The sequence below is a fragment of the Rhizocola hellebori genome (genome assembly GCF_016862955.1).
GTDB lineage: Bacteria > Actinomycetota > Actinomycetes > Mycobacteriales > Micromonosporaceae > Rhizocola > Rhizocola hellebori.
Genome location: NZ_BONY01000003.1, coordinates 40,868 through 64,783 on the forward strand (window position 1 = coordinate 40,868; position 23,916 = coordinate 64,783).

Genomic DNA, 23,916 nt, shown 5'->3' on the forward strand with positions numbered 1-23,916 from the left:
CATGCATCGACGACAGGTAGTAATGGGTGCGGCGGCTGGGCTGACCGGGGCGATGGTGGCCGGTGCGGCCGAGCCGGCGTATGCCGCGGGCGATGGTATGCGGCTGGACAGGCTTCGCCTGGTTTTTCTTTCGCACGTCAACGACCCGGCGACCACCAGCGGCTTTCCGGGTGACCCCGAGTTCACCCTGGAGACCGTGGCCACGGTGCCCAACGATGGCTTCTACATGCAATTTGTGCGGGAGGGCGAACACACCGGAAGCCATTGGGGCTCCCCGAACCACTTCCAGGAAGGCGGCCTGTCCGCGGATCAGCTTGATCCGCACGACCTTTTCCTTCCCGCGGTGAGGATTGACATCAGGCGCAAGGCCGCGGCCAACGCGGACTACGCGGTCACCGTGGAGGATCTCAAGGCGTGGGAGCGTGAGCACGGCAAAATTCCGCGTTGCGCCGCCGTGATCCTGTGGACCGGATGGTCGCAGCGCTGGGGAACGCCGGCCTACGCGAACCTGGATGCGGAGGGTGTGATCCATCAGCCCGGGTTCAGCGTGCCGGCCGCAGAGTGGCTCATCGAGACCGGCAGGCTGGGCGTCAGAGGAGCGCTGGGCAGCGACACCTTCGGCCCCGATGTCGGCATCGACGAGACCTTCCCGGTCTCCACGTTGCTCTACGACCAGCATCGGATCAGCCTGGAAAACCTCGCGAATCTGGGGCAGCTACCGGCAACCGGGGCATGGGTCCTCGTCGGCGGGCCGCGTAACGGCAACGGATCCGGCTCTACCGCAACGATTTTTGGGGTGATTCCGCCAGGGTGAGCCGCAGTTCCGTCAGCGGAGCGGGCCGCCCGTAGAGGTACCCCTGGCCCAGGTGGCAGCCCCAGCGTTGCAGCTTTACCACCTGGGCCTGGGTCTGCACACCTTCGGCGATAACGGAAATGCCCAGCGCGCGGGAGATGGAGACCACCGAGCGGCCGATCGCTTCGGCGCGTTCCGAATTCGCGGTCGGGGTGATGAGCGAGTAGTCCAGTTTCACCGTGTCCACCGGCAGGGTGTGCAGGTGGGCCAGTGTGTTGTAGCCCGTGCCGAAGTCGTCGATGGCCAGCCCCACGCCCACGTCGCGCAGACGCCGGGTGGAGTCCGCCGCCGCCTCCAGGTCAGGTATCCGGCTGGTCTCGGTTATCTCCAGCACCAGCCTGCTTCCGTCAAGCCCGTGGCGGGTCAAGGTGTCGCGCACGGTCGCTTCCAGCAGTGGGCAGCCCAGGCGGCCGGCCGAAATGTTTACGTGGACCTGCAAGTCGGCCAGGGTGGCTGTTTCCCGGCAGGCGATGTCGAGCACGAGATCGTCCAATGCCGCCACCAGCCCGGCCCGCTCGGCGGCCGCGACGAACACGAGCGGTGGGACCCGGCCAAGCTGCGGGCTGGTCCAGCGGGCAAGCGATTCAATCGCCACGATGGCCCCGTCGGAGAGGCGGACGATCGGCTGGTAGTACACCTCGATGGCGCCGGCATGCGGCTCCCCGCGCACAGCGGCCGCGAGCAGCGTGGGCAGGTCTGGATGTGCCCATGCGGCGAGATCGCTGCGGTAGATCATCATGACGCCCTTGCCGTTCTGCTTGCCGTCGTACATGGCGGCGTCCACCCGGCGCAGCAACGCATCGGCCGTCAGATCCGGCTCCTGCTCGGCCGTGACCGCGGCGCCGATGCTGGCGCTGACGCTGACTTGGCGATCCCCGAACCGGAACGGCGGCAGCAACACCTCACGGATCAGCTCGCCGGCTGCCTCCGGCTCCGTGCCGCCACACAGCAGCACCGCGAACTCGTCTCCGCCCAGACGTGCCACCACGTCCACACCGGACATACACGTGCGCAGCCGGTCGGCCACGCCGCACAGGACCATGTCCCCGGTCTCGTGGCCATAGCTGTCGTTGACCAGCTTGAAGTCGTCAAGATCGATGAAGAGCAGGCCGATGGGCCGGTGCTCAAGGCGATAGGCCTCGACCGCTTCGGCCAGCCGATCGTGGAACAGCGCCCGGTTGGCCAGGCCGGTAAGCGGGTCGTGAAACGCTTGATGCTCCAAGCGAGCCTGCCCGTACCGCACCCGCTCCAGCAGCATCCTGTTCTCCAGCAACGTGATCAGCTGTCGGGCCACCACCATGCAGAGAACGAGCAGCCCCACGACCTTCTCGGTGGTGTCGATGGTTTCACCGGTGGCCAGCTGAATGGAGATCAGCACGCCCGTGGCCGCCAGCGGAACATAGGGCAGCAGCAGGTAGGCCAGCTCATAAGCCTTGTCACGACCGCGGTTGCCATCCTCGGGACGCCGTTTGCCGCGATCGGTTGCGGCAAGCGCGACCAGCGCCGGGCCGGCGATGAACCCGATGTCGAAAATGGGCGGCATCTCCTCCGCGCCAAGGCTGACCAGGTACGCGAAAAAACTGTCGGAAACCGAAAGTGCCACCAGGCCAAGCACCAGGGTCAGCAGAGCGGGCAACTGCCTTGGATTGCTACGGCCGAAGACCACCAGCAGCACCATGATGGTGACCAGGACCAGATCGGAAGCCGGATAGGCGATGGCCACCGCGAACGCGGCCGGTGTCGGTGCCCCGGCCTGCACGACGCCGCCGAGCGAGGTGGCCCAGGTCAGAATGAACAGCGAGCCCACGACCACCAGCGCGTCGAGGATGAGCACCGCGTGCGGCGGCCGCCACGGCCGGTTGGCGGCGAGCACGAGCAGGGCGGCCAGCGCGAAAACCGGCAAGGTGAGAAAGCCGGCGTCGGCCGCGGAAGGCGACGGCAGCCCGATGTTCTCGATGATCTGGTACCAGGCCCACATCGCCATGCCGATCGACCAGCCGGCGAAACCGATGCCTAGGACCAGACGCCAGGTGCGCTGCGGGCCGCGGGATCGCCAGCCGTTCCAAAAACAGCTCACCATCGCCGCCAGGCCCGCCACCAACTGGCCGGTGTCGTCCCAGACCGTTGCCGCGGTCGGATGCCCGGCATACAGCAGCTGCGCGACTACACCGACGGTGACAGCCGCCCCGATCACCGCAAGCACCCGTGCTGGTGTAACAGTCATAGGCCTTCGCTAGGGACATATCGGGCCCCCGCGGACGCGGGTGGCACATATCGGCCCCCGCGACCGTCGTACGTTATCGCAGTCAATCCCTCCCAGTCCACGCACGGCGGTAACACCACTCCTTTTTGGACCAGTGGCTTACCATTTCGCGCCTGCCTGCTGACGAGTGGGTGCGTTGAGGCGGTTGAAGGCGTTGGTGATGGCGATGTTGAGCAACAGCGCGGCCAGCTCCTTCTGGTCGAAGTGCTTGGCGGCAAAGTCCCACACCTCGTCGGGGACGGGGTCCGGGTTGTCGGCCAGCCGGGTGACGGCCTCGGTCAGGGCCAGCACGGCGCGCTGCTCATCACTGAACCAGGGCGTCTCGCGCCAGGCGGCGACGGTGTCGATCTGCTCGTCGGTGACGCCGTGGTGGCGGGCCTGCTGTGCGCCTCCGGCCACGCACGGGCTGCAGCCGTTGATCTGACTGGCCCGCAGGTGGCTTATAGCCAGCAGCTTCGCGTCGACTCCCGCGCCCATGATGGCCTTGTTTACCCCGAAAAGTGCTTGCATCGCTTCGGGGATCAGGGTTGCGGGGTTGGGCATCCGAACGGTTCGCATTGTTTTCTCCTTTTTTGTGAGCGTTTCTGACAGGAGTCATCCGACCATCGGCGGCCCGATCCTCGCGCCGTCCGTGGGACACCGCGGGACGGGTACGGCACCTCCTAGCCGCGCAAACGCCACTGCGTTCCGTGCCGTCGAGCTGGGACGGGTACCGTGTACCCGGTGTCCAGCGTCCAAGATCGCCTGGTCGCTCAGCTCGCCCGAGTCAAGGAGCTGAGCGGGCTGAGCCTGCGCGCCCTCGCCGGCAAAGCGGGCTTGAGCAGTTCGTCCCTGTCCCGATATCTGACCGGGCAGCAGGTGCCGCCGTGGGAAGCGGTCGTGGCGCTGTGCCGGGCGGTGGGGCGCGATCCTCGTCCGTTGCGCACGCTGTGGGCCGACGCGGCCAAGGCCGGCGCCGAACCCACCCCGCGCCGCAACGACGTTCCGGCCGATCTGGCCGACTTCACCGGACGCGAGACCGAGGCAGCTCTGGTCGTGCAGCTGCTGAGCACCGTGAACACGGTCGCCATCGACGGCATGGGCGGTGTCGGAAAGACCAGCCTCGCCGTGCATGTGGCGCACCGGCTCGCGCCGTCATATCCGGATGGCGGGCTCTACCTTGACCTCCTCGGCTTCACCCCCGGCCAGCAACCGCTTGAGCCAACAGCCGCTCTGGCAAGACTTCTAGGCGCCCTTGGGATTTCGCAGCCACCAGCCGACACCGCAGAACGCGCGGCGTTGTGGCGCTCCGAGCTGTCGCGGCGGCGGGCCCTGGTGGTGCTCGACAACGCGGTGGACGCCGAGCAGGTAAGCCAGCTCCTTCCCGGCGCGGGCAAGTCCGCGGTCCTGATCACCAGCCGCAATCGCTTGGTGGACCTGGCGGGGGTGCCGCCGGTTTCGCTGGAGCCACTGTCCAACGAGGAAGCCGCGTCGCTGTTCGGCCGTGCCTCCGGGGCCGACCTGGCCGATGGGGAGGCGGTGACCCAGGTGTTGCGGCAGTGCGGCGGGCTTCCGCTGGCGCTGCGGATGGCGGGGGCGCGGCTGCGGCACCGTCCGGGTTGGACGGTGGCGGTGCTCGCCGAGCGGCTGAGCGCGAACACCAGCCGGTTCGAGGCGGTGTTCGGCATGTCGCTGCACCAGCTCGATGCCAACCAGCGCCGCATGTTCCGGCTGCTGGGTGTGCTGCCCGGGGCCGACTTCGATGCGCCGGTCGCCTGCGCCGTCACCGGCATGACACCGGGCCACGTCAACGCGGCGCTGGAAGAGCTGGTGGACGCACACCTGCTGCAGGAGCCTTCGCCCGGAAGGTACAGGCTGCATGACCTGATCCGGCGGTACGCGGCCGACCTCGCCGCCGAGGAGGAGCCGGACCTCGACGCCGCGCTGCACCGGGTGCTGAATCACTATCTGGCACAGGCCGTCGCCCACGCCCAGTCGCTGCCCCTCCAGCCCACCAACGCCACGTCGCCGGGCGACCCGGCGACGGCCATGGCCTGGTTCGACCTCGAATACCCCAACCTGGTCGCCTGCTTCGATACCGCGGTGCGGCTGGGCGCCGACGAGGTCGTGGTTGAGCTGCCGCAGACCATGCGCTCCTGGTTCTTCCGGCACCGCGGCACCGGCGACCAGGTCCGCCTGCTCGAAGCGGCCGCCTCCGCCGCGCAACGGCTGGGCCGCCACCAGAAACGCGCTTCGCTTCTGGTGGACCTCGGCTTCGCCTGCGCCGCCGCGGGACGTCTTGACGAGGCGCTGGCCGCCTACCAACTAGCCGAACAGTCCGGTGTGGACGATGACGACCTCGCCGGGGTCCTCGCCCTGCGCACAGGTTTTGTGCGCAGGGATCGTGGCGAGCTGGACGCGGCACAGGCTCAATTCCGGCTGGCGCAAAGGCTTTTCGACAAGTCCGGCAATCGCGGCGGCAAGTCCCAGGCACTGGCCTTCGACGGATGGGTGACCCTCCATCTCGGCCAGCCCCACGAAGCGGCAGAACTCGCCCGCGCCTCGATCGAGCTGGCCAGTGGGCCGGCTCGGATGACCGGGCTGGTCACCCTCGGTGCCGCCTTGGCCTCGATAGACCCGGCCGAGTCGCTGCGAACGCTGCACGGGGCGCTGCAGCTGGCGGAGGTGCCCCACAACAAGGCGTGGTGCCACCACCATCTCGGCGTCGCATTGCGCATCATGGGTTCGCTCGATGAGGCGCTCGAACATCACCAGCTCGCTTTGGAGCTGCTGGAACCCCTTGCCGAGGCCCAGCTGGAGATCGAGGTCCGGCAGGCCTACGCCGAGACGCTCGCCTTGCGCGAGCGCCAGGGTTCGTGACTCAGCGCACCGCTTGCTTGACGAGGGTGGCGATCCTCTTCTCACCGGCGGCGGTCAGCTCCGGCAACGCGAACGAGGTCGGCCATAGGGCACCGTCATCGAGGTTCGCCACATCGCTGAAACAGAGCATCCCGTAGCGCGTCTTGAACTTGTCCGCGGGCTGGAAATGGCAGACGATCTTGCCGTCTTTCGCATACGCCGGCATCCCGTACCAGAGCTTCGCCGACAGCGATGGGGCATTGGCCTTGATGATGGCGTGCAGCCGCTCACCGATGGCCCGATCCGATTCCGGCATTTCGGCCAGCTTCGCCAGCACCTCGCCTTCCGTGTCCACCTTTGCCCCGCGCGGGCGGCGGGCGGCCGCCTTCAGCTCCTTGGCGCGCTCCTTCATCGCGTCCCGCTCCGCGTCGGTGAATCCGTCGTAGGTCTTGGTGGTCATGTCGTTTCTCCTTCAGTGTCGTGTTCTCCTGACAGGAGTTATCTGACCACCGGCCGGTCAAGGCCCGCACCGCTCGTGGGACACCCTGGGACAGGTGGCGCGCCGTCTAGCTGCGCAAACAAGCGCTCAGGAGGATGCCGCGGGCCGGGACAGGTCTAGGCGTCCCGGCGACGCAGCGTCCAAAGGCCGCCGAGCAATGCGACCAAGGTCCACAGCGCCATGATGCCCAGGCCAGTCCAGGGGCCGTAGTCGCGGCCGAACTGCTGCGGATCGTCCGGCACGGTGAGGTGCAGGACGACCATCCCGGCCTGGTCGGGCAGGTACTGGGCGAAGTCCTTGATTTGGGGAAGGTTGCCCAGGCCAGACCCACCGAGGAAGAACAGCGGCAGCAGGATGACCAGGGCCGCAATCGAACTGCGCAGCATCGTGGTGATCCCGGTGGCGAGCAGGCAGATCAGGGTCAGATAGCACACGGCGCCGATCATCGCCTCGGCCACACCTTTGTCGCCGAGCGTGACCCGATACGGGCCGAGCCCCGATTGCGCGGCGAAGAAGGTGGCGGGCACGATCAGGGCCGAAACGCCGAACATGGTCAGGGTGACGGCGCAAACCTTTGCCAGATAGAGCTTTCCACGTTGCGGCACGGTGATCAGAGCGGAGCGGATGGTGCCGGTCGAGTATTCCGCGCCGATCACCAGTACGCCGAACACCACGATCCCGAGCTGTGCCAGAGTGAGGCTGTAGAAAGTGGCGAACAGCGGATCGAAGTCGCCAGGCCGGTCGGCGAGCGAGGTTCTGAAGCTGCTCCCGGCCAGGTAGGCGATTGCCGCGCTGATTGCCAGGCTGGGCAGCAAGGTCCACAATGTGGACCGCACTGTGCGGATCTTCGTCCATTCCGCCAGCATCATCGCTGTCATCGCTGCCCTCCCGCGGTCAACCGGATGAATGCCTCTTCAAGCGAAGCCGATTCGCCGATCAGGCCTGGCACGGTGGTGTCGGCCAGCAGCCGGCCCCGCCCGATCACGATCAGGTGCTGTGCGGTCAGCGCGGTCTCCGCCATGAAGTGGCTGGAGACGAAGACTGTCCGGCCCTGCCCGGCCAGCTCCTTCAGCAGGTGGCGGATCCACACGATGCCTTCCGGGTCCAGACCGTTCACCGGCTCGTCGAGCAGGAGCACGGGCGGATCGCCCAGCAGCGCGGCCGCAATCCCAAGCCGTTGGGTCATGCCCAGCGAATACCCGCTCACCCGCCGCCTGGCCGCATCCGGCAGGCCGACCATCTCCAGGACCTGCTTCACTCGCGCTTTGGGGAGGCGATTGCTTTGTGCCAACCAAAGCAGATGGTGGTACCCGCTGCGCCCGCCATGCATCGACCGAGCCTCCAGCATCGCGCCCACCGTGTGCAGCGGCCGGTGAAGGTGCTCATATCGCTTCCCGTCGAAGCGAACATCGCCGTGGGCCGGCCGGTCCAGTCCGAGCATGAGCCGCATCGTCGTGGATTTGCCCGCGCCATTGGGCCCGAGGAAGGCGGTGACGTGGCCGGGTTTGACGGTGAAGCAAAGGTCGTCGACGGCAATCGTGCGGCCATAACGCTTCGTGAGGTGCTGGATGTCGATCACCGTTTCACGCTAGGAGACCGGGCAGCGCCATCGCTGCCGCCAAAAGTGGTCTCTGCTGGATACCAAAGTTGTCCGGCGCCCCAGTAGCCTGCTGAGAATGGCCCGGTATCTGCTCTCGGCCGGGGTGATCCTCGGTGAGCTCGCGCTTCGCTCCGCTGTGCGACCGGGGTGGGGCGAGGTGGCGCTCTATGGGCTCGCCGTCACGCTTGTCGTCCTGCTGCGCCACCGCTGGACCAGCGCCGCCTTCGTTGCCGCGCTGGTGTTGATGTCGGTGGCCGGACCCGGCTATGTGCTGCTGCTGTGGATCAGCTGGCAGGCCGGGCGGTCGATCGTGTCACGAATCCAGGTGGTGGCCGTGGTCGGCGCCATCGTCGGGGCTGCCGCGGGCCAGGTGGTGATGCTGACCGCGCGGCCTCAGTCCATCTCGTTGCTGCTGTTCGTGTTCCTCGTGTTCGTGGTGCTGCCCGTGATCGCGGGACGATATGTGGCACAGCATCAGCGCCTCCTGGAATCGCTGGCGGAGAACAATCGACAACTCAAGCAGAGCCAGCAGATCCTCGCCGAGCAGGAGCGGTTGCGGGAGCGGCTGCGCATAGCGCGCGACATGCACGACTCGCTGGGCCACCGGCTCAGCCTGGTTTCGGTGCAGGCGGCCGCATTGGAGGTGGCCGACCTCCCGCCGCAGCAGCGGGCGGCCATCGTGCAGCTGGCCGGTTCCGCCCGCAGCGCGATGGACGAGCTCTACGAGCTGATCGGCGCGCTGCGCACCGACGGCGTGGCAACAACTTCACCGTCGCGGGGGACGGCGGCGATCCCGTCCCTGGTGGCCCAGGTCCGAGCTTCCGGGCTGGCGGTCAGCCTGCACCAGCGCGGCGAGGCCAGGCCCATGTTGGCCGGCGGTGAGGAGTCGGCCTATCGGGTGGTCGAGGAGGGACTCACCAACGCCACCAAACACGCGCCCGGACAGCCGGTCAGCGTGGAGGTGGCCTGGGAGCCGGACGCTCTCCTGGTGACCGTGGCCAACCCGAGCCCGCCCGGCGGGCCCGGCGAAGCGACAGCCGGGCACGGTCTGCTCGGCCTCGGCGAACGGGTCGCGCTGGCCGGCGGTTTCCTCGACCATCGGTTGCAGGACAACAGGTTCCGCCTGGTCGCCATGCTTCCCGTGGCGTCGCGACCGGCTGGCGAGGAGCCGCGAGCCGGGCGCGGACGGCTGGTGACCGTCGGGGTGGTTGTCGCCCTGCTCATGTTCGGGCTGCTCCAAGTGGGCCTGGTGGTTGGCGTGTCATCATGATCAGAGTGCTCATCGCCGACGACGAACCGCTGATCCGCGCGGGCATCCGCACCGTGCTCTGCTCAGCCCCCGACATCGAGGTCGTCGCCGAGGCGGGCACCGGCACCGCCGCCGTCGAGCAGGCCCGCTCCCAGCGCGCAGACGTTGCCGTGATTGACATCAAGATGCCGGGGCTGGACGGGCTGGGCGCGCTCGAAGCCCTGCGGCGCACGGCAGCGGCAACCAAGGTCCTGATGCTCACCTCGTTCGGGGCCGAGCCCAATGTCTTGCGCGCGCTGGAAAACGGGGCCTGCGGGTTCCTGTTGAAGAACTGCACACCCGATGAGCTGATTCGCGCCGTGCGAGCCGCCCACGAAGGGGATGCCTACCTCTCCCCCGCGGTGACCCGGATGCTGCTGGGTCTGGTAAACCCGGCCGCAACGCATCGCCGGGCGGACGCCGCACACCTCCTGGAAACCTTGAGCGCTCGCGAATCCGACGTGCTGAAGCTGATCGCCCAGGGAATGTCCAATGCGGACATAGCCCGGAACCTGCACATGAGCGAGACCACCATCAAAACCTATGTCAGCCGCATCCTGGCCAAACTTGGCTGCACCAACCGAGTCCAGGTCGCCCTGCTCGCCCGTGATGCCGGTTTGACCACGTAGGCGCGGCCGTCAACGGGGAGCGGCCCGGCGGATCCTGTCCCAGACGGTGTCCTGCTCGGCCGCGCTCGGCTTCACCCCACCCGCGCCGTAGCGGGCCACGTCCCATTGCGTGGGCAGGTTCAGCTCCTTGCCGGGAGGCAGGGACGCATCGGCATCGAACGTGGCCAGAATTCCGGGATTGATTGAGAACAGCGCGAAAGCCCGGTTGCTGGTCTTGAAGTACATCAACGAGATCGCCCGCAGCGTCTCGCCTTCCTGCACCACATGCCGGTTGCCGACGTCCTTGTTGAAGGCGACGACCGCCGCGCCCATGGTGTCACTGACGTTCGGGGCGAACTCGGCGAACTCGTTGGTGATGTGCGGCGTCGGAGTGGCCGATCCGGTGTTGGACGGGTCGTAGTCGAACCCCCAATGCACGGCCCCGTAGTAGTGGCCGATGTCCTCGGCGTGGGCCGTGGTCTCGAAACGGAACGTGCTTTTGTAGGGACCACCACCGGGAAGGTCGTTCATGATCGCACTTTCGGGAGGGCCTGCGACCGGGTTGCGGCCGACCGCCCGGCCCGGGGTGGCGGAGGACAGAGTCAAGCCGCCGGAGTTCTGGATCGGGGTGGACTTGTTGCGGAACTCGAGATGCGGGTAGTTGCCGGATACGTTGGGGCCACCGGGCTGGCGCGGCTTGGTGTTGGCGGCGTCGATGTCGAGGCTGTAGTCACCCTGCACCGCGTCGGGCACCGTGAGCAACTGCCCAGCGGCCAAGGGCGCCTTGGGATCAGAGCTGATCCCCAGCCCCTGGTTGGCGTCGTAGATGGCGGCCGCTTTGCTGGGCAGCCCGTAATGTGCGGTAGAGACCGAGGCGAGCGTGTCGCCCTGCTTCGTCTCGTGTATCCGGTTGGCCTGCTTGGTTCTGATCCGGTCGACGATCGCCTGATCCTTATGCAGCTCCTTCCACGGCCTCGCCTTACCGCCGACCAAGGTCTGGGCAACCTGCAAGAAGGTGATCGTGTCGGTCACCGGCCCGGCCTTGTCCGGCATGAACTCGATGCGGACCCTCTCCTGCAGCCCGGCCGAGCCTGGATTCTCGTCCATTTCCACCGTGTACTCGCCGTCTTTTACCTTGCCGGGCTTGCGCAGCTTGAAATGTGGCGTCGCCGGTGTGCTTACCGATGGCCGCGCCTGCCGCCCGGACATCGCGTCCTGGGCTGCCTGATCCGCGTCCGCCTCGGCCGAGGCCACGTTTGAGCCGCGGTCCGTCGGCCCGCTCGCCTGGACGACATGGGCGAGTTCGTGAGCCAGCAACGACTTGCCGCTGTGGGTATGCGGGGCGTACTCGCCGCGTCCGAACAGGATCGACGACCCAATGGTGACCGCGCGGGCGTCCAGCGCATCGACCGCCTCACCGGCACGCTCGTCGGCGAAGATCCTTACCGTGCTGAAGTCGAACCGAAATCGCGACTCCATCGACCTACGGATCTCGTGATCGACAGGGTGACCGTGGGACACGTCGAGACGGCGTTCCGGCTCGGAGCTTTCCGGCCTGACATCGAAGCCACTCGCCACGCCCATGTCCGAGAGCATAGCCCGAGATCCATAGGCCAAGAGTCATGCCTTTGACAGCGAGAGGTGCGCGGACAGCGCGCGGAGGAAGTCGGGGGCGTCGAAGATCTTTCCGGCGGAGGCAACTCCACTGGTCTTCGTCTGACCGCTCAGGAGGCGTTGCACCGCTTCCACCGCCAGCGGCGCGCTGATCGCGTAGATGTCCTGACCGCTGGCGGTGATGCGGCGCTGGGTCTCGCCGGAGCGCACGATGACGTCGACGACGAAAGTCTGCGCGGAGCGGCCAGTTTCCTCCACTGCAACGGGTGTGGGGGTGTCCGGGGCGGCCACATCCTTGGCCGCGGCGGTGGCCATGTAGGTGCGCACCTCCGGAATGGACAGATGGCTGGGGACGGTGATGATGTCGGCCATCGTGAATTCGGCGAGGACCGGCTGGCGGCCCAACACGGGAAAGTCCCAGTCCACGGTCGGCAGGTCGCCCTCACCGAGGTAGTAATCCAGTTGGCCACCGGTGTAGCGGACCCGCTTGCCATCGCGGCGTTCCCGGGAGACCGTGCCGGAGGCGCGGGTCCCGGCGGTGGGATGCCAGCTGCTCAGTCCGTAGGCGATATGGGCTTCGTCGGCCGCGACCCAGTCGCCCATCGCCGTGGTGACGAGCAGATCGCCGAGCCCGCCGAAGAAGGCCATCGCCGGCACGACTGCCACGCCCGCGGCCTCAGCGCGTTCGGAGAAATGCGTGAACGTATCCAGGTTGGCCTCGATCTCGGCCGCCACGTCTACATAGGGAACCCCGGCGCGCAGCGCGGCCTCGATCACCGGGGCCGCCGTCGAGGCGAACGGGCCGGCGCAGTTGACGACCGCGGCCGCGTCCGTCAACGCCAGGTCTAGCGAGGCCGGATCGTCGGCCGACGCCACCCGGTAGTCGAGCCCGAGATGCGGTGCCGCCAGTGTCTGGAGTTTGCCCGCGTCGCGGCCGAGCAGCAGCGGGACGAATCCGCGATCGCGCAACTCCGCCACCACGAACCGGCCGGTGTGTCCGTAGGCGCCGAACACCGCCACGGTCTGATTTGTACTCATAGGGAGATCATCTCAAACGGCCGCCTGGCTGGAGAGTGTCTGGAACGCCATCCCCCATACAATTTCGGACATGGCCACTATCGCGATCGCCGCCACCGACGGCATGCTGCACTTCGAGCTCGCCATGGCCTGTGAGATCTTCGTCAAGGACCCGTCCGGCCTGGCAGACCCGTGGTACGACCTCGTGGTCTGCGGCCCAGGCCCGGTCAGGATCGGCAGATTTCAGATGGAACCCGACGCCGGGCTGGACCGGCTCGCCAGCGCCGACACGGTGATCATCCCCGCAGTGGAGGACGCAGACGCAGACGTGCCGCCCGGCCTGCTCGACGCTGTCCGCGCCGCCCACGCGGCGGGCGCCCGAATGGTTTCGCTGTGCACGGGCGCGTTTGTCCTTGCCGCCGCCGGGGTGCTGGACGGGCTGCGCGCGACCACCCACTGGGCCCACACCGAGGCGCTGGCCGCCCGCTTCCCCCGGGTGCAGGTGGACCAGGACGTGCTCTATGTGGACAACGGCAACGTGCTCGCCTCGGCCGGCAAAGCCGCCGCGATCGATCTGTGCCTGCACCTGATCCGCCGCGACCACGGCTCGACGGTCGCCAACTCCGTCGCCCGGCGCCTGGTCGTGCCGCCGCATCGGGCCGGCGGCCAGGCTCAGTTCGTCACCACCCCGGTGCCCGCGCGCGAAGACCATCCGCTCGCCAGCCTGTTTCCCTGGGCGATGGAGAGGCTCAATCGGCCGCTGACGGTGGAAGACCTTGCCCGCCAAGCGAATATGAGCTCGCGCAACCTGGCCCGCCAGTTCAGGGCGGCAACGGGCACCACCCCACTGCAATGGCTGTCAGCGCAGCGAATCCGCCGCGCCCAGGAACTACTGGAGAACACCGACAACAGCATCGATGCCATCGCCGAAGCGGCCGGGATGGGAACAGCCACCACGCTGCGCCGACAATTCAACCGCATCATCGGGGTACCTCCCGACGCCTACCGTCGCACCTTCCGCAGACCGCGCTAGGCGGCAGCACCAGGCTCGCTTGCCAGCTGCCGAGCCGCTTTCAGGACCCCGACGACGACGTGCACGGCGATGATCCCGTTGACCGCGTGCAGCGCGGCGATTGTCAGGCTGAGCGGGGTGCTTGCGCCCGCGGCATCGGTGAATGCCTTGGCCAGCAAGGCAATCAGCGCCTGCGCGATGACGAGGCCGAGCGGCAGGACGGTCAGCCCAATGATCCGGCCGGGTGCCCTGGCCAGCGCGGCGACCAGGATCGTAAGCAGCGAGAGCAGCGGGATGACCGCCATCCCATTAACGCTGTGCAGGGCATAGGAGCCGTCACCCGCGGGTTTCGTGAATGCGCCCACGGCGGCGAAGACGAACTGCAGGGTGAAGGCGACCAGCAACAGACCGCTGACCACGACAAAGGTCCGACGCACGATGACCTCCTAGCGGTGCGCCGGCGCAAGCGCTTGGGCGACATGGTCGGTGGCGGTGATCGCGCCGTAAGCCACGATTCGCACGAGATCGGCATCGTCTGGATAGGACAGTCGCCACACCGCGACGTCGGCCGGGCTGATCGCGCTGGGCGCGAACGCGGCCAGCAGCGCGATCCGCGTCCCGGCCCGGTCTTTGCCGGACAGGTCCCGGATCAGGTCGGCGGCCCACAGCCCCGGCTCGTTCGGGAACCGCCCGTTCTCCCAGCTCACGGTACCGGTCACGGTCTGCCGAGCCATCTCGCCGAGCAGCGCTCCCCCTTGCCCGGCAGCGTTTTTCAGGCTCGCGTAGGCAACGCCGACCGGGCTGTCGCCGGCCCAGGCCGGTGGCTCTGCCGTGCCTTCGGCGATCAGGGAAAGGCTGCGGCCGGGCGTCTTGGGCGCACGGGCGGCCTTGGCCGACAGCCGGCCCCCGGCGGATCGCACCACCGGGAACCGTTGCAGGCCACCGGGCAGCAGATCCGGGTCAAGCAACGCCGAGACGATCCGATTGATGAAATGAAAGGCGAGCAGGGTACCGGTGATCTCTGGACGGTATGGGCTGGTCCACGATCCGGCTTCGGGGCTGCGGCTCGCCTGCGCCCAGCCGACGAGCTCGGCGTGCCTGGGGTGCTGCGGCGTTTCGCCCTGCGCGATGACCTCGGCCAGCTCGCGCTCCCCCAGCGCGTGCAGCAAAATCACGTGGGCGTCGACGCAGAACCGGCAGCGGTTGGCCCGGGACACCGCCGATGCGACAACCTCGCGGTCGACCCGGGAAGCGTTTCCGGCAAGCAGCGACTCACGCATCAGTGACCAGGTCGCCGCAAGCACCTCCGGCGCGGCCGACAGCGCTTGGAAGGCCGGCACCGGCCCGAGAAAGTCTTCCCGCAGCTGCCGATAGACCTCCGCGGTCAGACCGATCGCCGCCTTCGCCGGAGCTGGAATGAAGAAGCGGTATGTCATGGGGTCGATGCTTGTGCCTGCACCCCTGGAAAGCATCGTGCCACCGCAGACACTTGCCTGGCCCGCACTACTGCGTCCGCGGTATGCCGCATCTACCACGGGCGCAGGATGCTTCCAGGTGACTGCCGGGTCTACTGTGCGATCATGCGCCCGGATCTGCCCTACGCCCTCGGCGGAGTCGCCCTGGGCGCCCTGCTTTTCGGCAACGCCGCGCTCGCGCCCGACGCCGCTCCCACGCGGGCGATCGACGTCGCCTTGGTCCTGGTCACGGCGGCAGCCGTGGCGATGTGCCGACGGCACCCGGTGGTCGCGTTGAGCGTCGCGACCGCGGCGATGCTGGCCTACCACGCTCGGGTGCACGCCGGGGTGGCCGCGTCGTTCGCCGTCCTCGGCACGGTCCTCATCGCCGCCTGGCGGGGGCACCGCTGGGCCGCTGCCCTGGCCAGCCTCGTCTTCCTCGGCGGCTTCCTGGCCCGCGACATCTCGGTCGCCCCGGCCGGGCTGACCGGTCAGCAGATCAGCGAACGCACCACCCTTCTCCTGGGCTGGTTTGTGGCCGCCAACATCGCCGGGCTGATCGCCCGGCAGCACCAGGCCTACCTGAAACAGGTGGAGCAGCGGGCCATCGACGCCGAACGCACCCGCGAGGAGATGGCGTTGCGCCGCGCCGGGGAGGAGCGCCTGCGCATCGCCCGCGATCTGCACGATTCGCTGACCCACAACATCTCCGTGATAAAGGTCCAAGCCGGGATCGCTGTGCACCTGGCCCGCAAACGAAACGAGGAGCCGTTGCCGGTGCTGCTGGCGATCCAGGAAGCCAGCAGTGCCGCGATGCGGGAACTGCGCGCGACGCTGAAGGTGCTGCGCTCATCGTCCGATGTGGACTGTGTCGGGCTGGCCTGGGTGGATGAGCTCGCTTCGCGCACGCGGGCGGCTGGGATTCCGGTACAGGTGACGCTCTCCGGTCATCCGCGCGACCTGCCCGTCGAGGTCGACCAGGCCGGGTACAGGGTCGTCCAGGAAGCCCTGACCAACGTTGCCCGCCACGCCGGCCCGGCCGCCGCGCAGGTCCACGTCGAGTACGCTCCCGCGCAGCTGACCGTCTCGGTGTCTGATGACGGCCAGGCGTCCTCGGCCCTAGAGGTGACCCCCGGGGTGGGCCTGCAAGGTATGCGGGAGCGCGTGACCGGGCTAGGCGGCACGCTGCAAGCCGCTCCCCGCGACAGCGGCGGCTTCGCCGTCCGGGCCACGTTCCCCTTGGACGGCCCAGCATGATCCGTGTCCTTCTCGTCGACGACCAAGCCTTGATGCGGGCAGGATTCCGGGCCCTGCTCGAAGCCGAGGACGATCTGGAGGTCGTCGGCGAGGCGGCCGACGGCACCTCGGCCGTCCACTTGGCGCGGCAGCTGAAGCCGGATGTCGTGCTGATGGACGTGCAGATGCCGGGACTCGACGGCATCGAAGCCACCCGCCGCATCGCCGCCGACGCCGACCTCGCTGCGGTCCGCGTCCTCATCCTCACCAACCACGGGCTCGACTCCTATGTCATAGCCGCCCTCCGCGCGGGCGCCAGCGGGTTCCTCCTCAAGGACGCCGATCCCGCCGAACTGTTACAGGCCATCGCGGTAGTGGCGCGCGGCGACGCGCTGCTCGCCCCGGCCGCCACGCGCACGCTCATCAGCGAATTCGTCGCCGGCCCTGTTCCAGCGGACCCAGCCGCCGGACGCGACGTGCTGACCGCACGCGAACAGGAGATCGTCGAGCTGGTCGCGCGAGGGCTGAGCAACGACGAGATCGGCGAGCGAATGGTGATCAGCCCGCTGACCGCCAAAACACATGTCAATCGGGCGATGATGAAACTGCACTGCCGTGATCGCGCTCAGCTGGTGGTTTGGGCTTACGAGTCAGGGTTGATCACGCCACGACGCCGGTGACACCAACCAACATCGGCCGGGCCGATGCTTGTTACCGCTAGCTCCGCGAATTTCTGTGCGCCTGTTCCGTTGCAGTCCCAGATTTGCAGCCGGGCACCGTTGGCGGTGGAGCCGCTGGGCGAGTCAAGACAGCGCCCGGATTGCGGGTTGCGCAGCGAGCCATCCGCTTGCTGGACCCAGGTTTGAGCCCCGGTGCCGTTGCAGTCCCACAGCTGGATTTGGGTGCCGTTGGCTGTCCCGGCGGAGGTGACATCGGGGCAGCGGCCGATGGTACGCAGCGAGCCATTGCTGTTGCGATACCAGTGCTGGTCGACGGCAAAGGACTGGCAGTCCCAAAGCTGGACGGCGGTGCCGTTGCCTCCGTTGTCGTCGCGGAGGCCTGGCAGTCCCACAGGTCGACCGCCGTGCCCGCGCCGCCGTTGTTGTCACCGATGACGTCCACGCGCTTGCCGCCGGGGCCGGTGATCGTACCGGCCGCCGATCCGGGCGGAGTGCTTGTGCCGCCTGAGGTGTAGACCGCTACGTAGTCGACAACCATTGGTACGCCGGAAACCGTCGCGGCCGTAGGACCGCCACCGAACGCGGCCGGGAACGAGCCGCCCATCGCCACGTTGAGGATGATGAAAAGCCGTGGTGTGTCGCGTTGTTCCAGGTGTTGGCGTCCATCTGGTTCGAGGTGACGGTGAAGAAGTTGTTTCCGCCGAGGTACCAGCGAATCTGTTCCGGCGAAGTGCTGCGGTCCAGTTCCATGGCGTAGGTGTGGAATCCGGTCAGGCAGCCACCGCAGGCCCGCTCGCCGCTGCCGAGGCCGGTGAACTCGTTGCACGGGCCGCCGGGCGCGACTCCACAGTGGAGGGTCGCGAAATGCGAGCCGCGACCGTTGATGGCTTCCAGGCGAAGTCGGTGCGCTGAGTCTCGATCCGGCCGCTGGTCCAGTTGCCGCCACCATCACGCAAGGGTTTGATGACCAGGTGCCCGGCGCCATCGCGGTAGACATTGCTGGTGCTGCTGGTCATGGTCTCGATCTCGCCGGTGCCCCAGTTGGCGGCACCGCCCCGGGTGACCGGTGCCGGTGGCGTAACGCCAGTTGCCCGCGTCGACGCCGGTGTTGGCCGAGCCGTCGAAATCGTCGCCCCACAGCAAGGTCCAGCCGGCAGGCGGAGCGGGCACCGCTGCGGCCGGTGAAGAGGAGACTGCGAAGACGGTACTGTAAATACTCCTGTCAATGACTCAGGTCGAACCGCGCGCTTCAGCGCGTGGCGGTGGCATACTTCGGGCGGCCGTTCGGCCGATACGACTGGAGCGTTACCCCCTTCGAGTCGGTCCGCGATTCGACCAGGTGCAGCGCCAAATCCGGGCCGTTGTCCGGGAAGAGCCGCATGCCCTGGCCGACGATCACCGGGACGACGAGCAGATTAATCTCGTCGACGAGGCCGTTCTCGAGCAGCCACCGGATCAGGGTGCCGCTGCCGTGCACCTGCAGCTCACCACCCGGCTTCGCTTTCAGCTCAGCGATGGCCGCCGCGAGGTCACCGGAGAGCAGGGTCGAGTTCGCCCAGCGCGCTTCGGCGAGCGTGTTCGAGGCAAGGTACTTGGGCCTCGTGTTCAAAGCATCCGCGATCGGGCCGCTGCCCGGGTCCATCGCCCCCCAGAAGCCGGCGAAGAGCTCGTAGGTTCGCCGGCCGAACAGGAACGCATCGGCGCGCTGGTAGGTCTGGTTGATGAACGCGATGGTCTCGTGGTCGCCCACCCCCATGGCCCATCCCCCGCGCTCGAATCCGTTCCTGCGATCCTCATCCGACGCGCCGCCGTTTCCCTGCATCACTCCATCGACCGAGACCTGCGTGATGGTGGTCAGCTTCATGATCGTAGTTCCCTTTCTCAGGGGTTGTCCGTTCAGGCGCCCCCGTGGCGCCCGCTCACCCCTGGTACGAACACGATGGCCCCGATCCGACACCGTCGCATCACGCATTCTGTCCGAAATGGAGAGAACCGCCTTCAGCTGAGCTGTTGAGCCAGTCCGACGACGATGCCCTCGGGGCCGCGGACATAGCAGAGCCGGTACATGTCCTCGTACTGCGCGAGCTCGCCGACCAGTTCGGCACCGTGGGCACGCAGGCGGGCAACGACGTCATCGATGTCATCGACGGCGAACATGACACGGCGAATGCCCAGCGTGTTTGCCGGCGCGATGCTGGGCTCGGGGGTGATCGCCTTCGGCGTGTGGAACTTCGCCAGCTCGATTTTGCCGGGGCCGTCCGGTATCCGCAGCATGGCGATGTCCTGTCGCACGTCTTCGATGCCGATGACACTCTCCACCCAAGGCCCCTCGATCGGTCCCTTGCCCTCCAGCTCCATCCCAAGCTCGACGAAGAACGAAATGACAGCGTCAAGATCGTCGACAACTATGAGGACATTGTCCATCCGCTGGATCGCCATGCTGAGTCTCCTTCACGTGGACGGCCACGGTGGCCGTATCCACTCCTGAGACGGAGCTGTCGGGCCATTCTCGACATCCTCTGCCACCGGCGCGCCTGTCCGCGAGACGACACTCAAAAGGTGTTGTCTTTGCACACTGGGCCACCTCATTACGGCATGACACAGCTAAATCGCGTGATGACGCGACGCCTGGGCAAACTGTTCGCCACGCTTGTCGGCACTGCCTTGATCGTGGTGATGGGGGCTCAGCCTGCCAGCGCCACAGTCTTCCCGTACCGGATCGATATGCAGACCTGCGACGTCAGCGGTGCCGGAACCGACGGCTATGTCGCGGCCAGGATCCACGGCACCGCCGGATCCAGCGGATGGATCGGGCTCAACAACGCCAACCACGACGACTTCGAACGCGGGAACGTCGACGCCTTCTACTTCAACCTGCCTTCGAACATCGGCACGATCACGAGCGTGTACGTCAACTTCGTACCCACCGGAGACAATTCCGCGTGGTGCCTGTCCTGGGCGAAAGTGCACGGCCCCATCGGCACCTCACCGAGGTTCTACTACAACAACAGCAGCCTGTGGTTCGTGTCCACGGGCACCTGGGGACCGTGGCTCCCCTAGGTCGGACCAGCCGATCGGCCCGCAGGGCCGGGCTAGGCCCCGGGTTCCGGCGGCTTGTGCTCGCCCTGCGGCGCCGATGGTTTCTCCCCGCTTTGGCGGCCGCGCTTGGACGACTTCGACTGTGCGTCCATCGACGAAAACTTGGCCGCTCGGGAAATAGAGCCCTGCTCGACCTGAGCCTTGAGATAGGTGAGGGCGGCCGCTTCGTCGGCCAGGTCCGCGCGCATCGACGCCGGCGCGTTGGCCAGCATCCGGTGGACGGTGCTGAGCGAGAGGCCGATCGCCTGGGCCGCGTCTTCGACCTTGCCGCCGCTGAGCAGATCTGAGGCGTGCCGCTTAGCCTGCTGCACCTGAAGGAAGACCAGCTCGGTTCGTACCACCGGATCGGGAATGCGCCCTGCGGCCTGGTCGCCGGGCACGACATTGACGTGAATCGGCACGGTTAGCGTGTGCTGGGCCAGCGTCGGCAACTCGACCCAGGTGAACGTGCAGGTGGCAACCTGAGCCAAACCCAGTGCGGCGATCGCCGGTATGTCAAAAGTCAGCACCAGCTTGCGGGTCTCGCCCGAGTAGAAGCTGCCCAGCTCGGCCATGAGCGCTTTACCCGTCGTAGTGACCGGCAGGTCGTTGACGATCTGCACCGCCCGCACGTGCGGCGACACCTCGATCGACACCGAGGCGGCCTGCGCCGAAAGGGAAAGCAGCCCTTCGACCTCACCGGCGATCAGCGCCCCCGCCGTGTCGGGCTCCTCGGCGAACAGCTCGTTGCCGGAGCCGCCGCGGGCGATGGCCGACATGAGCCGCTCGTCGTAGCCGAGGCCGTAGCCCAGCGTGGAAGTGGTGACTTTGTTGGCCTGTGCCCTGGCGGCGATGCCGCCGAGAGCTTCCAGGTCGGTGACGCCCGCGTTCGCGTGCCCGTCGGAGATGAGCAGGACGGTCGCGCCGGCGGGTCCCATGGCCCGCTGGGCCTCTTGCAGGCCGCGCAGGTACCCCGAGGACAGGTCGGTGTTGCCTCGCGTCTGCACTCCGGCGATGAGCTGCTTGACCTGATGCTTGTCGCTCAGCGGCCCGGCCGGGACGATAACCTCAACAAGGTTGTCGAAGACGACCAGGCCGAAGTTGTCCGTCGGCTCCAGCCGGCTGACGAGGTTGTCCAGCGCGATCTTCGCCCCATCGATTCGGCTGCCGCTCATGGAACCGCTGCGGTCGAGCACGACCTCCAAAGTGGATGCCGGTCGCGGCTCGTCCGAGCTGGGCAGAACGGGCGCCGCCAGCTCGATGAGAACCGACAGCTGATCGTCGGTCTCGACCGCGATCACATCGACGTCGAGCTGTGCTTCTATGCGCATGGCGCCTCCTTTGGACATGGCCCACGCCGATACAACCACACCCCGGCAACGGCGTGGATCTTCAATGCCCACAAATGGGGCTAACGGGGCTCCAGACACCCGGACCGGGACGGCGGGCCAGCTCCACGGTCAAGGTGTCCCGCCAGTCGATATGCTGTCGCGAGTGCGGACCGGAACAGGGTTGCCGGGACATATCGTCGCCGCGCCGCGCCGTGACGCCCGCTACGGAAGGAGAAGACCGTGTTAGTTACCCGAGCCGAGGTGGAACACGTCGCAGAGCTAGCCCGGTTGGCGCTGACCGAGACGGAAATACCCTATTTTCAGCAGCAGCTGAGTGCGATTCTCACGGAAGTGGAGAAGATGCAGGAGGTTCCGACCGACGACGTGCCCCCCACTTCCCAAGTCATTCCGCGAACCAACGTGTTGCGAGCCGATGTCATCGGCGAAACCCTTGAGCGAGATGACATTCTGGCGATCGCACCGGCTCATGATGGCGTGCGGTATTCGGTTCCGAGGATTCTGGGTGAAGACGAGTGATGGAATCACTAGCAGATCGCACCGCTCATGAGCTGTCCGGCATGCTGGCGGCCGGCGAGGTAAGCGCGGTTGAGTTGACCAAGGACGCGCTCGGCGTGATCGAGCGCACCAACAAGGCGCTGAACTCCTTCCTCACCGTGTCCGACGTGCAGGCGATGAGCGCCGCCAAGGCGGTGGACGAGGCGAGGGCGCGCGGGGAAAAGCTGGGACCGATGGCGGGCATTCCCGTGGCGGTCAAGGATGTGCTCGTCACCAAGGGCGTGACCACGACGGCAGGCTCGCGCATCCTCGAAGGGTTCGTGCCGCCCTACGACGCCACCGCCGTCCAGCGGCTGCGCCAGGCGGGCGCCATCATCGTTGGCAAAACCAACATGGATGAGTTCGCGATGGGATCATCCAACGAAAACTCCGGCTTCGGCGCGGTTCACCATCCCTGGGACCTGAGCCGGGTTCCGGGTGGCTCCAGCGGCGGGTCGGCCGCGGCGGTCGCCGCCGGCCAGGCCGTCGCGGCATTGGGGACAGATACCGGTGGGTCGATTCGCCTGCCGGCCGCGTTCTGCGGGCTGGTCGCCATCAAGCCCACCTACGGCCGGGTCAGCCGCTATGGCCTGATCGCCTTTGCCTCGTCGCTGGACCAGGTGGGCCCGATGACCCGCGACGTGACCGACGCGGCCACCCTGTTGGAGGCGATCTCAGGGCACGACCCGGCGGACGCCACGTCGCTGGAGGATCCGGCCGACTTCACCACCGGGCTGGACAGGGGCATCAAGGGTCTGCGGGTCGGAATCGTCAAGGAGCTATTTACCGAGGGTATGGAGCCCGAGGTGGCGGCTGCTGTGCGGCGGGGCATCGACCAGCTCGTGTCGCTCGGGGCGCAGGTCGAGGAATGTTCGCTGCCGTCGTTCAAATACGCGTTGGCCGCCTACCACGTCATCGCCCCCGCCGAAGCGTCGTCGAACCTGGCTCGCTTCGACGGCGTACGTTACGGCTTGCGCAGTCCTGACGCGCGCGATGTCACCGAGATGATGATGCGGTCTCGGGAGGAAGGCTTCGGAGACGAGGTCAAACGGCGCATCATGGTGGGGACTTACGCGCTGTCGGCCGGTTATTACGACGCCTACTACGACAAGGCTCAGCGGGTGCGGACAGTGGTCATCCGCGAGCTTGAGGCCGCGTACGAGAATTTTGATGTACTGGTAGGGCCGACCGCCCCATGCGTCGCGTTCAAGCTCGGCGACAGGGTGAACGACCCGGTCGCCATGTATCTGGCGGACATCGCCACCATCCCCATGAGTTTGGCGGGCATTCCCGCTATCACGGTCCCGATCGGGCTGGCCGATGGGCTTCCGGTGGGGCTGCAGATCTTCGGGCCCCATTTCAGCGAGGCACAGATTTTGCGTGCCGCTTTCGCCTTGGAACAGTCAGCAGGTTTCGACTCACGCCCGCGCCGCGACTTCGCGCACAGTGCTGCGCCGCAAGCGAAGCCGGGCCAGCCGTAGTAAACAAAGACGAATCTGGATCCGCCGTGACTTCCCGCGGCGGATCCAACACTTTCCATGGTTGGGAACCGCTTCCCATTTCGGCCCATGGCCTCGCCCAGCACACTCGGTGGGCAAGCAAGGCATCAGCCGAAAGGAAGAACATGAAGCACAAGCTTGTCCGTGCTGTGGCGGTGGTGGCAATCGCCTTCGCTGGCTCGGCGGTGGCGGCCGCGCCAGCTCACGCCAGTGAGCTTGGCGGCCCCCTGTGCATAACCAACCAGCCCACCTGGCTGCGCGATCAGCCGTGGGGCAGTGTCCTGCGCACGCTGAGCCCCGGCCGGGGATTCCGCGTCCACTGGGCATATGGCGGCAGCGACATCGGCGCCTGGTACTACGGCCACGGGGCCGAAGCGCCGGGGCAGGACGGCTGGATCCCGGCCGGCAACTGCAACTTCTAGACCTCAGTCGGGTGTGGCCGTGAGACCGCGGCCACACCCATGCTCGGGTCAAAAACGGGCGTGCGAGCC

Annotated in this window: 24 protein-coding genes and 1 pseudogene; 11 read left to right on the forward strand and 14 right to left on the reverse strand. The window is 67.3% G+C overall.

Features of this window, described 5'->3' with window-relative positions; all coding sequences use genetic code 11:
• Position 1 precedes the first annotated feature (1 nt).
• Positions 2 to 814 carry a cyclase family protein gene (locus tag Rhe02_RS03275; protein ID WP_239123265.1) on the forward strand — a complete coding sequence of 271 codons (813 nt, stop codon included), beginning with the start codon at positions 2 to 4 and terminating at the stop codon, positions 812 to 814.
• Here the strand turns inward: Rhe02_RS03275 and Rhe02_RS03280 are convergent.
• Positions 777 to 3,077, reverse strand: coding sequence for a putative bifunctional diguanylate cyclase/phosphodiesterase (locus Rhe02_RS03280; protein WP_203906538.1), 2,301 nt, complete (start codon positions 3,075 to 3,077; stop codon positions 777 to 779). The two genes, Rhe02_RS03275 and Rhe02_RS03280, sit on opposite strands and share 38 nt — an antisense overlap.
• 138 nt (positions 3,078 to 3,215) lie before the next feature.
• Positions 3,216 to 3,674 carry a carboxymuconolactone decarboxylase family protein gene (locus tag Rhe02_RS03285; RefSeq protein ID WP_203906539.1) on the reverse strand — a complete coding sequence of 153 codons (459 nt, stop codon included), beginning with the start codon at positions 3,672 to 3,674 and terminating at the stop codon, positions 3,216 to 3,218.
• Positions 3,675 to 3,839: 165 nt separating this feature from the next.
• Here Rhe02_RS03285 and Rhe02_RS03290 point away from each other — a divergent pair, with 165 nt between their 5' ends.
• Positions 3,840 to 5,975, forward strand: coding sequence for an ATP-binding protein (locus Rhe02_RS03290; protein WP_239123274.1), 2,136 nt, complete (start codon positions 3,840 to 3,842; stop codon positions 5,973 to 5,975).
• A gap of 1 nt (position 5,976) precedes the next feature.
• Here the strand turns inward: Rhe02_RS03290 and Rhe02_RS03295 are convergent, their stop codons facing one another.
• The 3 genes and pseudogenes from Rhe02_RS03295 to Rhe02_RS03305 all read right to left on the reverse strand — a co-directional run.
• On the reverse strand, positions 5,977 to 6,414 hold the full coding sequence (locus Rhe02_RS03295; RefSeq protein WP_203906541.1) for an iron chaperone: 438 nt from the start codon (positions 6,412 to 6,414) through the stop codon (positions 5,977 to 5,979).
• Positions 6,415 to 6,569: 155 nt separating this feature from the next.
• Complete coding sequence (locus Rhe02_RS03300) at positions 6,570 to 7,331, reverse strand: ABC transporter permease (protein WP_203906542.1); 762 nt, start codon at positions 7,329 to 7,331, stop codon at positions 6,570 to 6,572.
• A gap of 77 nt (positions 7,332 to 7,408) precedes the next feature.
• Positions 7,409 to 8,032 (reverse strand): annotated as a pseudogene (locus Rhe02_RS03305) (ATP-binding cassette domain-containing protein); the annotation flags it as partial.
• A 97-nt stretch (positions 8,033 to 8,129) separates the two neighbouring features.
• Here Rhe02_RS03305 and Rhe02_RS03310 point away from each other — a divergent pair.
• Positions 8,130 to 9,323 carry a sensor histidine kinase gene (locus Rhe02_RS03310; protein WP_203906544.1) on the forward strand — a complete coding sequence of 398 codons (1,194 nt, stop codon included), beginning with the start codon at positions 8,130 to 8,132 and terminating at the stop codon, positions 9,321 to 9,323.
• A complete protein-coding gene (locus Rhe02_RS03315; protein ID WP_203906545.1) occupies positions 9,320 to 9,970 on the forward strand; it encodes a response regulator in 651 nt (216 codons plus the stop codon). The genes Rhe02_RS03310 and Rhe02_RS03315 overlap by 4 nt, the downstream gene beginning before the upstream one ends.
• A gap of 9 nt (positions 9,971 to 9,979) precedes the next feature.
• Here the strand turns inward: Rhe02_RS03315 and Rhe02_RS03320 are convergent, their stop codons facing one another.
• On the reverse strand, positions 9,980 to 11,533 hold the full coding sequence (locus tag Rhe02_RS03320) for an eCIS core domain-containing protein (protein ID WP_203906546.1): 1,554 nt from the start codon (positions 11,531 to 11,533) through the stop codon (positions 9,980 to 9,982).
• Between the two features lie 36 nt (positions 11,534 to 11,569).
• Positions 11,570 to 12,601, reverse strand: a complete 1,032-nt coding sequence (locus Rhe02_RS03325) for a saccharopine dehydrogenase family protein (protein ID WP_203906547.1) — start codon at positions 12,599 to 12,601, stop codon at positions 11,570 to 11,572.
• 70 nt (positions 12,602 to 12,671) lie between these two features.
• Between Rhe02_RS03325 and Rhe02_RS03330 the strand changes: the two genes are divergently transcribed.
• Positions 12,672 to 13,613: a helix-turn-helix domain-containing protein gene (locus tag Rhe02_RS03330; protein WP_203906548.1), complete on the forward strand. Its 942-nt coding sequence runs from the start codon at positions 12,672 to 12,674 to the stop codon at positions 13,611 to 13,613.
• On the opposite strand, the gene Rhe02_RS03335 is transcribed toward Rhe02_RS03330, so the two are convergent.
• Together Rhe02_RS03335 and Rhe02_RS03340 are read right to left on the reverse strand one after the other, a co-directional pair.
• A complete protein-coding gene (locus Rhe02_RS03335; protein WP_203906549.1) occupies positions 13,610 to 14,029 on the reverse strand; it encodes a DUF6220 domain-containing protein in 420 nt (139 codons plus the stop codon). The two genes, Rhe02_RS03330 and Rhe02_RS03335, sit on opposite strands and share 4 nt — an antisense overlap.
• 9 nt (positions 14,030 to 14,038) lie before the next feature.
• Positions 14,039 to 15,028 (reverse strand): carboxymuconolactone decarboxylase family protein, encoded by a 990-nt coding sequence (locus Rhe02_RS03340; RefSeq protein ID WP_203906550.1) that lies wholly within the window; start codon positions 15,026 to 15,028, stop codon positions 14,039 to 14,041.
• A gap of 144 nt (positions 15,029 to 15,172) precedes the next feature.
• Here Rhe02_RS03340 and Rhe02_RS03345 point away from each other — a divergent pair, with 144 nt between their 5' ends.
• Positions 15,173 to 16,303 (forward strand): sensor histidine kinase, encoded by a 1,131-nt coding sequence (locus tag Rhe02_RS03345; protein ID WP_239123275.1) that lies wholly within the window; start codon positions 15,173 to 15,175, stop codon positions 16,301 to 16,303.
• The gene (locus Rhe02_RS03350) at positions 16,300 to 16,962 is read left to right on the forward strand and encodes a response regulator (RefSeq protein WP_203906552.1); all 663 of its coding nucleotides are present in this window, start codon (positions 16,300 to 16,302) and stop codon (positions 16,960 to 16,962) included. The genes Rhe02_RS03345 and Rhe02_RS03350 overlap by 4 nt, the downstream gene beginning before the upstream one ends.
• On the opposite strand, the gene Rhe02_RS03355 is transcribed toward Rhe02_RS03350, so the two are convergent.
• The 4 genes from Rhe02_RS03355 to Rhe02_RS03370 all read right to left on the reverse strand — a co-directional run bounded on the left by Rhe02_RS03355 (position 16,926) and on the right by Rhe02_RS03370 (position 19,401).
• A complete protein-coding gene (locus tag Rhe02_RS03355) occupies positions 16,926 to 17,354 on the reverse strand; it encodes a ricin-type beta-trefoil lectin domain protein (protein WP_239123278.1) in 429 nt (142 codons plus the stop codon). The genes Rhe02_RS03350 and Rhe02_RS03355 overlap by 37 nt on opposite strands.
• A gap of 378 nt (positions 17,355 to 17,732) precedes the next feature.
• Entirely contained in the window at positions 17,733 to 17,978 is a 246-nt protein-coding gene (locus Rhe02_RS49580; RefSeq protein ID WP_239123280.1) for a hypothetical protein, read from the reverse strand.
• A 233-nt stretch (positions 17,979 to 18,211) separates the two neighbouring features.
• Positions 18,212 to 18,826 (reverse strand): dihydrofolate reductase family protein, encoded by a 615-nt coding sequence (locus tag Rhe02_RS03365; protein WP_203906553.1) that lies wholly within the window; start codon positions 18,824 to 18,826, stop codon positions 18,212 to 18,214.
• 134 nt (positions 18,827 to 18,960) lie between these two features.
• Positions 18,961 to 19,401 carry a VOC family protein gene (locus Rhe02_RS03370; RefSeq protein WP_203906554.1) on the reverse strand — a complete coding sequence of 147 codons (441 nt, stop codon included), beginning with the start codon at positions 19,399 to 19,401 and terminating at the stop codon, positions 18,961 to 18,963.
• 156 nt (positions 19,402 to 19,557) lie between these two features.
• On the opposite strand from Rhe02_RS03370, the gene Rhe02_RS03375 reads away from it, so the two are divergent.
• The gene (locus Rhe02_RS03375; RefSeq protein WP_203906555.1) at positions 19,558 to 20,022 is read left to right on the forward strand and encodes a PLAT/LH2 domain-containing protein; all 465 of its coding nucleotides are present in this window, start codon (positions 19,558 to 19,560) and stop codon (positions 20,020 to 20,022) included.
• Positions 20,023 to 20,054: 32 nt separating this feature from the next.
• Here the strand turns inward: Rhe02_RS03375 and Rhe02_RS03380 are convergent, their stop codons facing one another.
• Entirely contained in the window at positions 20,055 to 21,371 is a 1,317-nt protein-coding gene (locus Rhe02_RS03380) for a vWA domain-containing protein (protein WP_203906556.1), read from the reverse strand.
• Positions 21,372 to 21,611: 240 nt separating this feature from the next.
• Here Rhe02_RS03380 and gatC point away from each other — a divergent pair, with 240 nt between their 5' ends.
• From gatC to Rhe02_RS03395, 3 genes are all read left to right on the forward strand, one after another.
• Positions 21,612 to 21,908 (forward strand): Asp-tRNA(Asn)/Glu-tRNA(Gln) amidotransferase subunit GatC, encoded by a 297-nt coding sequence (gatC, locus tag Rhe02_RS03385; protein ID WP_203906557.1) that lies wholly within the window; start codon positions 21,612 to 21,614, stop codon positions 21,906 to 21,908.
• A complete protein-coding gene (gatA, locus tag Rhe02_RS03390) occupies positions 21,908 to 23,407 on the forward strand; it encodes an Asp-tRNA(Asn)/Glu-tRNA(Gln) amidotransferase subunit GatA (protein WP_203906558.1) in 1,500 nt (499 codons plus the stop codon). The genes gatC and gatA overlap by 1 nt, the downstream gene beginning before the upstream one ends.
• Before the next feature lie 143 nt (positions 23,408 to 23,550).
• Complete coding sequence (locus Rhe02_RS03395; protein WP_203906559.1) at positions 23,551 to 23,847, forward strand: hypothetical protein; 297 nt, start codon at positions 23,551 to 23,553, stop codon at positions 23,845 to 23,847.
• Positions 23,848 to 23,916 lie beyond the last annotated feature (69 nt).

Bases quoted from the DNA above. Each gene is read 5' to 3' on its own strand.
- gatA (WP_203906558.1), top strand. From the start codon at position 21,908: ATGGAATCACTAGCAGATCGCACCGCTCATGAGCTGTCCGGCATGCTG.
- Rhe02_RS03320 (WP_203906546.1), bottom strand. From the start codon at position 11,533: ATGGGCGTGGCGAGTGGCTTCGATGTCAGGCCGGAAAGCTCCGAGCCG.
- Rhe02_RS03300 (WP_203906542.1), bottom strand. From the start codon at position 7,331: ATGACAGCGATGATGCTGGCGGAATGGACGAAGATCCGCACAGTGCGG.
- Rhe02_RS03315 (WP_203906545.1), top strand. From the start codon at position 9,320: ATGATCAGAGTGCTCATCGCCGACGACGAACCGCTGATCCGCGCGGGC.
- Rhe02_RS03370 (WP_203906554.1), bottom strand. From the start codon at position 19,401: ATGGCGATCCAGCGGATGGACAATGTCCTCATAGTTGTCGACGATCTT.
- Rhe02_RS03345 (WP_239123275.1), top strand. From the start codon at position 15,173: ATGCGCCCGGATCTGCCCTACGCCCTCGGCGGAGTCGCCCTGGGCGCC.
- Rhe02_RS03395 (WP_203906559.1), top strand. From the start codon at position 23,551: ATGAAGCACAAGCTTGTCCGTGCTGTGGCGGTGGTGGCAATCGCCTTC.
- Rhe02_RS03380 (WP_203906556.1), bottom strand. From the start codon at position 21,371: ATGCGCATAGAAGCACAGCTCGACGTCGATGTGATCGCGGTCGAGACC.
- Rhe02_RS03285 (WP_203906539.1), bottom strand. From the start codon at position 3,674: ATGCGAACCGTTCGGATGCCCAACCCCGCAACCCTGATCCCCGAAGCG.
- Rhe02_RS03340 (WP_203906550.1), bottom strand. From the start codon at position 15,028: ATGACATACCGCTTCTTCATTCCAGCTCCGGCGAAGGCGGCGATCGGT.
- Rhe02_RS03295 (WP_203906541.1), bottom strand. From the start codon at position 6,414: ATGACCACCAAGACCTACGACGGATTCACCGACGCGGAGCGGGACGCG.
- Rhe02_RS03310 (WP_203906544.1), top strand. From the start codon at position 8,130: ATGGCCCGGTATCTGCTCTCGGCCGGGGTGATCCTCGGTGAGCTCGCG.
- Rhe02_RS03330 (WP_203906548.1), top strand. From the start codon at position 12,672: ATGGCCACTATCGCGATCGCCGCCACCGACGGCATGCTGCACTTCGAG.
- Rhe02_RS03325 (WP_203906547.1), bottom strand. From the start codon at position 12,601: ATGAGTACAAATCAGACCGTGGCGGTGTTCGGCGCCTACGGACACACC.
- Rhe02_RS49580 (WP_239123280.1), bottom strand. From the start codon at position 17,978: ATGACCAGCAGCACCAGCAATGTCTACCGCGATGGCGCCGGGCACCTG.
- Rhe02_RS03280 (WP_203906538.1), bottom strand. From the start codon at position 3,077: ATGACTGTTACACCAGCACGGGTGCTTGCGGTGATCGGGGCGGCTGTC.
- Rhe02_RS03375 (WP_203906555.1), top strand. From the start codon at position 19,558: ATGACACAGCTAAATCGCGTGATGACGCGACGCCTGGGCAAACTGTTC.
- Rhe02_RS03275 (WP_239123265.1), top strand. From the start codon at position 2: ATGCATCGACGACAGGTAGTAATGGGTGCGGCGGCTGGGCTGACCGGG.
- Rhe02_RS03365 (WP_203906553.1), bottom strand. From the start codon at position 18,826: ATGAAGCTGACCACCATCACGCAGGTCTCGGTCGATGGAGTGATGCAG.
- Rhe02_RS03350 (WP_203906552.1), top strand. From the start codon at position 16,300: ATGATCCGTGTCCTTCTCGTCGACGACCAAGCCTTGATGCGGGCAGGA.